This window comes from Paenibacillus cisolokensis (genome assembly GCF_018403665.1).
Lineage (GTDB): Bacteria > Bacillota > Bacilli > Paenibacillales > Paenibacillaceae > Paenibacillus_AH > Paenibacillus_AH cisolokensis.
Window position 1 is genome coordinate 1 of sequence record NZ_BOVJ01000196.1, and the last position, 11,299, is coordinate 11,299.

Annotated in this window: 10 protein-coding genes and 1 pseudogene; 6 read left to right on the forward strand and 5 right to left on the reverse strand. The window is 60.1% G+C overall.

Going from position 1 to position 11,299, the window contains the following annotated elements; genetic code table 11:
* Positions 1–126: 126 nt before the first annotated feature.
* The 4 genes and pseudogenes from PACILC2_RS23320 to PACILC2_RS23335 all read right to left on the reverse strand — a co-directional run bounded on the left by PACILC2_RS23320 (position 127) and on the right by PACILC2_RS23335 (position 4,296).
* Complete coding sequence (locus PACILC2_RS23320) at positions 127–990, reverse strand: helix-turn-helix transcriptional regulator (protein WP_213531198.1); 864 nt, start codon at positions 988–990, stop codon at positions 127–129.
* A gap of 92 nt (positions 991–1,082) precedes the next feature.
* Complete coding sequence (locus tag PACILC2_RS23325) at positions 1,083–2,186, reverse strand: Gfo/Idh/MocA family protein (RefSeq protein WP_213531200.1); 1,104 nt, start codon at positions 2,184–2,186, stop codon at positions 1,083–1,085.
* A gap of 28 nt (positions 2,187–2,214) precedes the next feature.
* Positions 2,215–3,380, reverse strand: a pseudogene (locus PACILC2_RS23330) (Gfo/Idh/MocA family protein).
* Positions 3,373–4,296 (reverse strand): sugar phosphate isomerase/epimerase family protein, encoded by a 924-nt coding sequence (locus tag PACILC2_RS23335; protein ID WP_062491421.1) that lies wholly within the window; start codon positions 4,294–4,296, stop codon positions 3,373–3,375. Before PACILC2_RS23335 ends, PACILC2_RS23330 begins: the two are co-directional and overlap by 8 nt.
* A 542-nt stretch (positions 4,297–4,838) precedes the next feature.
* On the opposite strand from PACILC2_RS23335, the gene PACILC2_RS23340 reads away from it, so the two are divergent.
* From PACILC2_RS23340 to PACILC2_RS23355, 4 genes are all read left to right on the forward strand, one after another.
* On the forward strand, positions 4,839–5,600 hold the full coding sequence (locus PACILC2_RS23340) for an IclR family transcriptional regulator (protein WP_213531202.1): 762 nt from the start codon (positions 4,839–4,841) through the stop codon (positions 5,598–5,600).
* 78 nt (positions 5,601–5,678) lie between these two features.
* Positions 5,679–6,452, forward strand: a complete 774-nt coding sequence (locus PACILC2_RS23345; protein WP_062491424.1) for an SDR family NAD(P)-dependent oxidoreductase — start codon at positions 5,679–5,681, stop codon at positions 6,450–6,452.
* 42 nt (positions 6,453–6,494) lie between these two features.
* Positions 6,495–7,388 (forward strand): fumarylacetoacetate hydrolase family protein, encoded by an 894-nt coding sequence (locus PACILC2_RS23350; RefSeq protein ID WP_213531204.1) that lies wholly within the window; start codon positions 6,495–6,497, stop codon positions 7,386–7,388.
* A gap of 57 nt (positions 7,389–7,445) precedes the next feature.
* Positions 7,446–8,108 (forward strand): SGNH/GDSL hydrolase family protein, encoded by a 663-nt coding sequence (locus tag PACILC2_RS23355; protein WP_062491428.1) that lies wholly within the window; start codon positions 7,446–7,448, stop codon positions 8,106–8,108.
* A 64-nt stretch (positions 8,109–8,172) separates the two neighbouring features.
* Here the strand turns inward: PACILC2_RS23355 and PACILC2_RS23360 are convergent, their stop codons facing one another.
* Complete coding sequence (locus tag PACILC2_RS23360; protein WP_213531206.1) at positions 8,173–9,438, reverse strand: methyl-accepting chemotaxis protein; 1,266 nt, start codon at positions 9,436–9,438, stop codon at positions 8,173–8,175.
* Positions 9,439–9,662: 224 nt separating this feature from the next.
* Between PACILC2_RS23360 and PACILC2_RS23365 the strand changes: the two genes are divergently transcribed.
* Together PACILC2_RS23365 and PACILC2_RS23370 are read left to right on the forward strand one after the other, a co-directional pair.
* Complete coding sequence (locus PACILC2_RS23365) at positions 9,663–10,805, forward strand: glycerate kinase (RefSeq protein WP_213531208.1); 1,143 nt, start codon at positions 9,663–9,665, stop codon at positions 10,803–10,805.
* Positions 10,806–10,950: 145 nt separating this feature from the next.
* Positions 10,951–11,299: O-methyltransferase (locus tag PACILC2_RS23370; RefSeq protein ID WP_213531210.1), on the forward strand; the 349-nt coding region annotated here is incomplete at its 3' end.

Below are 11,299 nucleotides of genomic sequence, written 5' to 3' on the forward strand. Positions count from 1 at the left end.
TTGCAGTATTCACCGCCTTCGGCTGTCACCGGCGGCTTCGGTTTGCAGGTATAGCCCGAAAGCCGGGCCTGCGCGCAGTACGGCAGCGCGCAGGCCCGGCAGCGCCTGTCCCGGTCCGCCGGCCGTCTAGGACCGGGACGCCGCCTGGGCCATCCGTCTGCGGTACGCTTCGGGCGTCGTGCCGACCGCCGCCTTGAACATTCGGCTAAAATGTGGCAAATGCTGAAACCCGACCGCATGGCAAATATCCGTCACCGAACGATGGGGCTCGAGGCGGAAGTAAATTTTGGCCTGATTAATGCGCCGGTTGTACAAATATTTGAATACGGTCGTACCGGTTACGCTCTTGAACATGTTGGACAAATACGGCTTCGTCAGATGGAGCGATTCGGCTATCGCCTCTAGCGTCAAATGCTCGGCATAGTGCTCTTCCAGAAACGTAATGACCCGCTGCACATGCTTCTCCCGTTCGGAAGCCGGGGCATGGGCGCCTTCCGGAGAGGCGCACCAGCCTTTCACCATATACAGCAGCTCGATAAAACGCATGACGAACCGCTCGTACTTATAATCCGGCCCGCCGTCGCCGGCGGCGTACAGCCCGTCCATCTCCGCGAACATCCGCTCCGCTTCCTTCCGCTGATCCGGATTCAGCCGAATGCGATAATTGCGCAGCCGCTCGAACGGCGCAAGCAGCGCCCGCGCCAGCTCGGGCTGTAAAATCCGCTGAACGTACGCCGGATCGAAATGGAACATGGTCCGCACATACGGCGCGTGCGGGGAAGGATTCGGGCAGTGAAGCGTCATCCCGTGCATCAGGATAAGATCGCCGGGCGAAAGCGAGAACAGCTTGTCCCCGATCAAATAATTGCATTGCCCCTGATGAAAATAATACAGCTCGTACATGGCATGGGAATGGAAGTGGATTCCTTCCATCGGCGCTGCGTGGCGGTAAACGAAATCGATCGGCCGATCCCATTGCGGCACGGCCATCGGCCCTCACCTCCGGCGTATCTTCGTCTTCCGTGCCGGCTAGCGGCACGGAAACGTTTCTTCGTAAGGCGATTGTACCATGCCGCTTACCGTTATTGCACCCGTTCCGCGTCCCGCTGCGCGATCAGACATAGTTCCGCCGCTTTGAACGCATGCTCCTGGGTCATCGCATGTTCCGTCCGGTTCAGGCAGTCGAGAATGAGTTCGCCGAAAAACGGGTATCCGATTTGTCCGCTGACGTTGAAATGATACTCGCCCTCGTGATTGACCAGGTATACATGGTCGCCGGACTTCTCGCGGGCGACATCGATATATTTGCGCAGCTCGATATAGCCGTCCGTCCCGAGAATGATCGTCCGTCCGTCGCCCCAGGTGCCGAGCCCGTCGGGCGTCAGCCAGTCGACGCGGAAATATCCGGTTGCGCCGTTGTCGCCGATCAGCGTCGCATCGCCGAAATCCTCCAGTTCCGGATGCTGCGGATTGCGGTAGTTCCCGACCTTGCTCGAGGCCACGCGCGCATCCTTGCAGCCCGTATAATAAAGAAACTGCTCGATCTGATGGCTGCCGATGTCGCACAGGATGCCGCCGTATTGTTCTTTGCGGAAAAACCAGTCCGGGCGGTTCTTGCCAAGCCGATGCGGTCCGGTGCCCAGCACCTGGACGACGCGCCCGATCGCTCCTTCATCAATTAACCGGCCGGCATAGATCGCGCTTTCGACATGGAGACGCTCGCTGTAGTATACCATATATTTGCGCCCCGTTTCGGCGGCTTTGCGGCGGGCGGCGGCCAGCTGCTCCAGCGTGGTGAAAGGCGTCTTGTCGGTAAAATAATCTTTGCCGCTGTCCATGACCCGCAAGCCGAGCGCGCACCGTTCGGAAGGAATGGCGGCCGCGGCGACGAGCCGGACTTCGGGATCGTTCAGAATCGTTTCCAGCGACGGCGCCGCCTTCGCTTGCGGAAAGGTGCGGCAGAACGCCTTCACCTTGTCCGGATCGGGATCGTACACCCATTTCAGCGTTCCGCCAGCCTCAAGCAGGCCGTTGGTCTGGCCGTAAATATGGCCGTGGTCAAGCGCCGCAGCGGCGAAAACGAATTCGCCCGGCCCGCATACGGGCTCCGGCTTGGCGGCTTTCGGCGCGTAGGTCATGCCGTCCTTCTTGCCGAAGGTAGGTTCGGGAGAGGATGATGCTGACATCGGAAGCTCACGTCCTTTCATTTGCGGGTTAATGCGTGCCGGACAAATCGACAGGGGCCGCGCTCTGCAGTTCGGCTCTCTTGGAATGCCGGGAGCCTGCGATCCGCCGGTTCAGCTCGCGCTCGTACAAATCTTCGTCAAAAGGCAGGTCGACCCAATCGTCGAGCCAGGTAGACAGATGCATCGCATTGGAAATGGAAAGACCGCGTATTCCTTCTTCGCCTGGAGCGACAAGCGGCGTGCCGTGCCGGATGGCGTCGGTGAAATTTTGCATGATCCCGACATGTTCGGGGCTGCGGCCGAACGGCGGAAGCTCCACTTTCCAGCATTCCGGAGCGGCGAAAGGGACATGGTTGCGCTTGTTGAACTCCCGTTCCGACTCGCGCAGCCGCCAAAACTGCATGTTGCCGTTCTCGACGACGATTTTGCCGCGGTCGCCGCTGACCTCGAACCGGTTCGTGCCCGGCGCTTCGCCGGTCGTCGTCACGAATACGCCGGTCGCGCCGTTCGGGTACTCGACGTAAGCGGTGACGTCGTCCTCTACCTCGATGTCGCGATGCTTGCCGAAATGGCAGAACGCCCGGATTCGCGACGGCATCATGCCGATCGTCCACTGCCACAGATCCAGCTGATGCGGACATTGGTTGATTAGCACGCCGCCGCCTTCTCCGGCCCAGGTCGCGCGCCAGGAGCCCGAATCGTAATACGCCTGCGAACGGTACCAGTTCGTGATGATCCAGTTCGTGCGGCGGATTTCGCCCAGCTCGCCGCTTGCGATCAATTCGCGCAGCTTCACGTACAGCGGATTCATGCGCTGGTTGTAGACGATGCCGAATTTGCGACCGCTCGCCGCGGCGGCTTCGTTCATCTGGCGAACCTGCTTCGTATAGACGCCCGCCGGCTTCTCGATCAGGACGTGCAGGCCGGCGGCGAACGCTTTGCGGGCTTCCGGCGGATGATCATAATGCGGTGTCGCGATCATGACCGCGTCCACGAGTCCGGATTCGTACATCTGCTCCGACGTTTCAAAAAAGGGAACGCCGGGCAGATGGGCTTCCGCCCACTGCCGTTTTCCGGCATGCCGTCGCAAACGGCCGCAAGCGTCGCGCCGTTGACGGCGCCGGCCAGCAAATGCTTCGCATGGCTCGCCCCCATATTGCCGATTCCTACAATTCCGAACCGTACGTTATCCATTCGTTCCATCTCCCTGCCATTCGTTCATTTGCGCCGCATATACGCGCAGCATCTCCGCGGAGCCGTAAGCTCCGCTGAAATCTTCCAGACCGAGCCAGCCGTCGTAGCCGACGGCCTTGAGATCGGCGAGCACCTGCCGCCACGGCACGATGCCGCTCGCGATCGGCCGCCATCCGCAAGTCCACTCGACCGGAGACAACGGCTCGGCTTCCGGTCCGCCGCTCCCTTCGGCCTGGGGCAAGTTCGGATGCGCGCCGCTCCCGCCGCGGGCGGGCGACCATCCGGCATTTTTGACATGGACATGCGCCAGATACGGGCCGAGCAGCTCAAGCCCCATCCGGTAATTTTCGAATCCTTCGTACACCATGTTGCCGGGATCGTACAGCACGCCTACTTTGTCCGGATCGAAACGCGATACGAGACGGTGGGCGAGCGAGGCGCTGGGCGCAATCGTCCGGTGATGCGTCTCCACGAGCGCCTTCACCCCATAGTCGCCTGCGAGCGCTTCCACTTCGGCCAAATAAGCGGACGCCTCGGCGAACAGGCTGCCGAAATCGCGGCTGCCGTCGTAGCCCGGGATGCCGACGCGCACAAGAGAGGCCCCAAGCGAACGGGCGATGCGAAACATGCGCTCGGTACCCTCCAGGTCGCCGCAGGACAAGTAAGGGGCCAGCGCAAGCGACCGTCTGCCCGTTGCGCGCACCGTTTGCGCCAGGGACGCCAGTTCTTCCTCCGACGCCCGGGGATCGATCGTGCAGCGGTTATTGCCCCAGAACGAGGGCGCTTCCTTCCGCACATGCTCGGGCGTTTCCTTGCATCTCCATTCGATGCCGACGATCCCCGCCGCCTCGGCCGCCGAGCACAGCTGCTCCGGCGTCATGTCGGGAACCGCCACCGTAAAGACGGATAATTTCAAGCTCTATTCGCCTCCTTTGCCGGACGGGCCGCATCCGTCCTGATGCCCGGGGCGTTCGGATCTTTGGGCGGGCTTGACTGACATTTATCGTTGTGCGAAAACGTAGGCAACAGCGCCGCCTTCCCCGGAACATGCCGAGCGTTTCTTGAAGCGGCAATGATTCAGCCTCATTGTAGCACAGTTCGAGCGGTTGGAAGGGACCGCCAAGGAAAAGGTTAATGACAGTTAAATGAGACGGCATAATGCTCGCTTACAGTCAATTGGGTTCCGGCTCATGCTGCGGCGGAAGGAGAAGGCGGCAACCCCGGCTATCTCGGCAACCCCTGCAATCCCCGACAATCCCTGCAATCCCTGCAATCCCGGTAATCCCCTGTAATCCCCGGCAATCCCCGGCAAAAATCCCTGCAATCCCGGTAATCCAGGCCCGGCTAATCTCGGCTATCCGTATGAACGGTATTGCTCGCGTAAGCGTTTCCGTGGTATGATAAGATTGCATTATACAAAACAACGGTTTTATATACTAAACCAAAAGGAAGTGGGCTTTGGCAGAGAAATACCAGGTGCCCGCCGTCCTGCGGGCCAACGAAGTGCTTCGTCTCATTGCGGCAGAACCGGCGCGCTGGAAGCTGATGGAGCTGTCGCGGCGGCTGAACGTGAACAAGAGCTCGATGTATGCGATGCTGACGACGCTGGAGCGGATGCGCTGGGTCGACAAGCTTGCCGACGATACGTATGCGCTCGGCTCCGCGATGGGGGAGTTTGGTGGCGCTTACTTCCGCCAGCACGACTATATAGCCGCATTTCACCGCGAAGCGGGGGTGGCGAAGCGGCGGATCGGCGAGACGTTCCAGCTCGGCAAGCTCGAAGGCCGGGAGGTCGTCTATCTGGCGAAGGAGGAGGCGGATACGCCCGTCCGGCTGGCCTCCTCGCCCGGCATGCGCTTTCCCGCTCACGCTACGGCGCTCGGCAAGGCGATGCTGGCCGGGCTGCCGGAGGAAACGTGGCTATCGCTGTACCCGGATGGCGAGCCGCTGCGGCGGGTGACGCCCCATTCGCTTCCGAGCCGGGACGCGCTGTTCGCGGAGCTGCGCGCTGCGGCGGCGGCAGGCGTCGCGTATGACTTGCAGGAAGGCGTGCTCGGCTTCTGCTGCGTTGCCGCTCCGGTAGTGGACAGCGAAGGCCGGGTCATAGCCGGCGTCAGCTGCTCGATGACCGTTCACGAATGGGAACGGAAGCAGCAGCAGGCCGAAGCGGAAGTGCGGGAGGTCGCGAAGCGCATCTCGGCTTCCCGGCAAAGACTGTAACGGAAGGAAAAAGCGCAGGGCCGGGTCCTCGCTCTGTGCGAAGGACGCGGGGCCATATTGGGGGAGGAGCAAGCAACGATGAGGTTGAAAGACAAAGTGGTGCTGATCACCGGAGCGGGTTCGGGAATCGGCAAAGCGAGCGCGCTGTTGTTCGCCGGCGAAGGGGCGACGGTAATCGTCAACGATCTCGAGCCGGCCAAAGGCGAGGAAACCGTCCGGGAAATCGAAGCGGCGGGAGGCTCCGCCCTGTTTATTCAGGCGGACGTCACCGATCCGGCATCGGTGAAGGCGATGGTCGATACGGCAATCGGCCGGCTCGGGCGCATCGACGTGCTGTTCAACAACGCGGGCATCAGCGGCGTAGGCGCGATTCACGAGGTCGAGCCGGACGTATGGGACAAGGTGATGAACGTCAATATCCGCGGGGTCTATCTGCCGTGCAAATACGTCATTCCGCATATGATGGAGCGGCGTTCGGGCAACATCATCAACATGTCGTCCTGCATCGCCGAGATCGGCCTCGCCCGCAGGGCGTCGTACTCGGCGACGAAAGGCGCCGTGCTCGCGCTGACCAAGTCGATGCAGGTCGACTATGCGGAATACGGCATCCGGGTCAACGCGCTGCTGCCGGGCACCATTCTGACGCCGTTCGTGGAGCATTATTTGCGCACGTCGTACGCCGATCCCGAGGAAGGGTTCGCCTCGATCAAGCGGCGCCAGCTGACAGGGGAGCTCGGACGGCCGGAGGATGTGGCCAAGGCGGCGCTGTTCCTCGCATCCGACGAATCGAAATTTATGATGGGCTCGCCGCTGTACATCGACGGCGGCGTCGTATTCGGCAAGAACGCGTAAGGAGCCATATATAAGGAGCCATATAGGAGAGGAGATGCGAATATGAAGCTGTTGAATTTTAAAGAGAATGGGGACGTGCGCCTGGGCGTCGTGACGGACAAAGGCGTCGTCGACGTTGCGGCCGCTGCCGAGGCCGCCGGAATCGAAGCGCCGGCGGACGTCCATGCCGTCATCGAAGGCGGCAGCGCGGCTATCGCGGCGCTGAACGGCATTGTGGACAAGGCGCTGTCCGCGCCGGGCGGAGCCATTCGCGAGGAGGCGTCGCTGCGGCTGGCGCCGTGCGTGACGCGGCCGGGCAAAATAATTTGCGTCGGGCTGAATTACCGGAAGCATGCGGAAGAGACGAACTCGCCGATTCCGCAATATCCGATTCTGTTCAATAAATTCGCCAATACGCTGTGCGGACACGGCGACGAGGTGGCGCTCCCGAAAGTGAGCGAGCAGGTCGATTACGAGGCCGAGCTCGTCATCGTCATCGGCAAGGAAGCGAAATATATCGATTCGCCGGACGATGCGCTCGATTACGTGTTCGGTTACTGCTGCGTCAACGATTTGTCGGCCCGCGATCTGCAGTTCCGCACCCCGCAGTGGCTGCTCGGCAAATGCTGCGACGGCTTCTCTCCGCTCGGACCTTATCTGGTCACGGCCGATGAAGTGGGCGATCCGAACAATTTGGCCATCTCCTGCACCGTCAACGGGGAAGTGCGGCAGCAGTCCAACACGTCCGATATGATTTTCTCCTGCAAGGAGATCGTCCACTATATCTCACAGCATATGACACTCGTTCCCGGCGACATTATCCTGACGGGCACGCCGGAAGGGGTTGTGCTTGGCTATCCGCCGGAAAAGCAAGTATACTTGAAAGACGGCGACGTTGTCACCATCCAGATCGAAAAGCTCGGTTCGCTGACCAATACGATGAGGGCGGAGCGCTGATTCGCCATCCGCAGCATGGGGGACAGCCCCGCCGGCAAGGGAGAGGGAAAACGGCTCATGAAATTGGATCGGAATGACAGGCTTGTCATGATCGGAGATTCCATCACCGATTGCGGACGCGGCCGGCCGATTGGCGAAGGCTCATCCGACGGGCTCGGAAGAGGATATGTCAGTCTCGTCGAGGCTTTCCTGACATCGGCATATCCGGAGCTGAACATCCGCGTAACGAACACCGGCATTAGCGGCAATACGGTTCGCGATTTGCAGCAGCGGTGGCAGACCGACGTGCTGGAGCTTAAGCCGCAATGGGTGTCCGTGATGATCGGGACGAACGATGTGTGGCGGCAATTCGACCGGCCGACGATGCCGGAAATCCATGTGCTGCCTGAAGAATACGAAGAAACGCTGGAGCGGCTTGTGGCGCAGACCGCTCCCAGCGTCAAGGGCATCGTTCTGATGACGCCGTTCTACCTGGAACCGAACAAGAGCGACGCGATGCGCGCGCGAATGGACCAGTACGGCGGGATCGTGAAGCGGGTGGCGGAACGGAACGGCACGCTGTTCGTCGATACGCAGGCGGCGTTCGACCGCGTGCTGGAGCATGTATACCCCGCCGTTCTGGCCTGGGATCGCGTTCATCCGTCGGCCGCCGGACATATGGTGCTGGCCCGCGCCTTTCTCGATGCGATCGGGTACGAATACAAAAGGAATAACGGATAGAAGATTCGGACATGAAGACGGCGCGAGCGGCTTGTTCCCGGGGACAAGCCGCTCGCGCCGCGTTTTATTGAAGCTTGAAAATTTGAATGGTCCGCTGAAGCTGCGATACCATCTGGAGCATGCGGTTCGTATCTTCGACGACGTTCTGCAGCGAGGCGATCTGTTCGTTCATCGAGGAAGACATTTGCTCGGTGCCGGCCGCCGCCTGCTGCGTAATGGCGGATATGTTCTGGATGGCGCCGGCAATGTGCCGGGCGCTGTCCAGCATGGAGTCGCTCTGGCCTGCGAACGCGGATATTTGCTCGGATATGAAGCGCATGCTCTGAACGATTTCTTCAAAAATCCGTTCCGAATCCTTCAGCAGCTCGTTCTGCAGCCGGACGATTTCTTCGTTGGCCCGCATATGTTCGATCGCCTGCTGAATGCCGGTGTCAATATTGCGGACAAGCCCGAACACTTCTTTGGTAGCCGTGCTCGATTCCTCGGCAAGTTTGCGAACCTCCTGAGCGACTACCGCAAAGCCTTTGCCATGCTCGCCCGCCCGGGCGGCCTCGATCGAGGCGTTCAGCGACAGCAGATTCGTCTGTTCGGCCAGATCCGAGATTGTCCGCGTAATGGCCGAGATGCCTTCTGCATTTTTCGCCAGATCGGCGATCGTTTCCGCGACTTTGGCGGTCGCTTCCACATTTCGTTTCATGCCCTCGGCCTGCGTATCGACAGCCTGCCGTCCTTGCTCGACCAGCTGCAAGGTCTGCTCGGAACGGCGATTCATCTCCCGTGTCGAATCGGCATAGGAGGCGACCTGCTCTTCGATCTCCCGGATCGATTCGGTCATGTCGCCGACATCCCGGGAAATTTCGTTAGCCCCGGTCGCCAGTTCCCCCGCCGAAGCCGCAACCTGTTCCATAACCGTTTTCAACTCCTGGTTGCGGCTGTGGATGCTGTGGCTCGCCTCCGTCACGTGACGGGTCAGATTCATCGTGTTGTTCAAAATTTCGCGAAGCTTGTCAATCATGCTGTTGAACGAATGGCCGAGCTCGCCCAAGGAAGCCATCGAGGAATTCATGTCGACTTTCTGCGTAAAATCCCCTTTGGAGATGCGGAACGCAATGGAGGTCATCTCTTCGATGGAACCGCCGATCGCCCGCTCGATCACGCGAACAACCGGGTATACGACGCAGAGCAGGGCGAGCGCGACGATCAATGCGGCCCAAAACGAGCCTCCGCTCAAACTGGTCGTCAGCACCATGGCCGCAGACAGCAGCAGCGCGATCGCGTAGCAGCCCGTCAGAAGCTTCTTGCGCAAGGATAAGGAGTAGAACCATTGCATCTGAATACGCTCCTTTTCATAGGTATAAACGGCCATAAGTTCCGATGGTTTAGGTCTAACTGCCTGCAATAGCCGTGCCTTTATAACCAATATATCGGCAGATGCACGCACTTTTTTAAACGAGTTCCGGAAAACGTTTATTCCCGCCAAAAGCAATTTGGTATAATGCAGTCAAAGCGGAAGAAAGCGTCCGCACGATTATGGAAGCTGTAGGAGGCGGTCGAATGAAAATCGTGCTTGCGCCGGATTCGTACAAAGGAAGCATGTCGGCATTGGAAGTATGCGCCGTAATCGGGAGGGCGCTGCGCGCGGAGCTGGAAGACGCCGATATCGAGGCGCTGCCGATGGCGGACGGCGGGGAAGGAACGGTGGAGGCGATCGTCGCGGGGGCGTCGGGGCGGATCGTCGAGCTGACGGCGGCCGGATGGTCCGGTGAACCGATCGCCGCCCGCATCGGCCATATCGAGACCGAAGACGGACCTTGCGCGGTCATGGAAGCCGCCGGCCTGTTCGGGCTGCCGATGGTGAAGCCGTCCGAACGCAATCCGCTGCTCGCGACGACCAGAGGACTCGGCGATGCGATGCGTCAGGTTCTGGACCGCGGATACCGGCGGATGGTGATCGGATTGGGAGGCAGTGCGACGAACGATGGCGGGATGGGCATGCTGAGCGCGCTCGGGGCGAAATTTTGGGGACGGGACGGCGAGGAACTGGCCGGCTTCGGACGGGATTTGGCCGAGCTTGCGCGTGTCGACTTGTCCGGACTGGACAAGCGTCTGGCGGAATGCGCGATTACGATCGCTTCCGATGTGGCGAATCCGCTGCTCGGAGAGCAGGGCGCGACCCGGGTTTACGGTCCCCAGAAGGGGGCGGATGCCGCTATGGTCGAGCTGCTGGAGCAGGCGATGTGCCGGTATGCCGATCAGGTTGAGGATGCGGCAGGCAAACGGCTGCGCGACTTCCCCGGCGCCGGAGCGGCGGGCGGCCTCGGTTTTGCCCTGCTGCTGCTCGGCGGAAAGATCGTGCCCGGCGCCGAAGTTTTGGAACGGATCGTCGGATTGCGCGCCCGCATAGCCCGTTCGGACTGGATTATAACCGGGGAAGGGCGCAGCGACGGGCAAACGCTGTTCGGCAAGCTGCCGCTTCATGTCGGCAAGCTTGCGCAGTCGGCCGGCAAGCCCGCGCTGCTCATTTCCGGAAGTCTGGGGACGGGCTGGGAGCGGCTTCAGCCTTACTTTGTCAGCTGCTTCTCCACGGTAACGTCACCCGTATCGCTGGAGGAATGTTTGCGGCACGCGGAGAAAAATCTGGAAGCGGCGGCGCGCAACGCCGCGCAGCTGATCAAGTATTGCAGCCGTCGGCAATGAAGCGGAGCAAGGGAAGTGTAAGTGTTAATGGTCCTAAAGAACTAATAAAATGATAAATTTTGTTGAAAATAAGGGACTATTGTCTTATAATAAGCTTGCAACTGGAAACAACAAGAAATTAAGGGTAATACAAGGAGGTGAAGTGATGGATGCGGATGCGATGCCGCTAGCCCGGCAAGTAGACTTTGTTTTTCGTCAGCTGGAAGAGGAATTGACGAATGCGGTTGCCGGTACTGTACTGATACATATCCGTAACAACACGGTCGGGAAATTCGGTATTCGGCATCACCCGATCGAAAGCCGAAACGGCGAGCTCGAAAGCGCTCCCAAAGGCATGACTCCCGCTCAGGTTCAAGCGTTCAGGAGAATGGCGATCGAAGCGCTGAAGATGAAGAGAAACTGGACGCATGGCGAAATTTTATACGATTTTTCCGTCCGCGCGAACAGCGGAACATGGTCGGCAAGCATCCAGTACGAATCGAATTACAATATGG

Bases quoted from the DNA above. Each gene is read 5' to 3' on its own strand.
- PACILC2_RS23320 (WP_213531198.1), bottom strand. From the start codon at position 990: ATGGCCGTGCCGCAATGGGATCGGCCGATCGATTTCGTTTACCGCCAC.
- PACILC2_RS23325 (WP_213531200.1), bottom strand. From the start codon at position 2,186: ATGTCAGCATCATCCTCTCCCGAACCTACCTTCGGCAAGAAGGACGGC.
- PACILC2_RS23345 (WP_062491424.1), top strand. From the start codon at position 5,679: ATGAGGTTGAAAGACAAAGTGGTGCTGATCACCGGAGCGGGTTCGGGA.
- PACILC2_RS23350 (WP_213531204.1), top strand. From the start codon at position 6,495: ATGAAGCTGTTGAATTTTAAAGAGAATGGGGACGTGCGCCTGGGCGTC.
- PACILC2_RS23355 (WP_062491428.1), top strand. From the start codon at position 7,446: ATGAAATTGGATCGGAATGACAGGCTTGTCATGATCGGAGATTCCATC.
- PACILC2_RS23360 (WP_213531206.1), bottom strand. From the start codon at position 9,438: ATGCAATGGTTCTACTCCTTATCCTTGCGCAAGAAGCTTCTGACGGGC.
- PACILC2_RS23365 (WP_213531208.1), top strand. From the start codon at position 9,663: ATGAAAATCGTGCTTGCGCCGGATTCGTACAAAGGAAGCATGTCGGCA.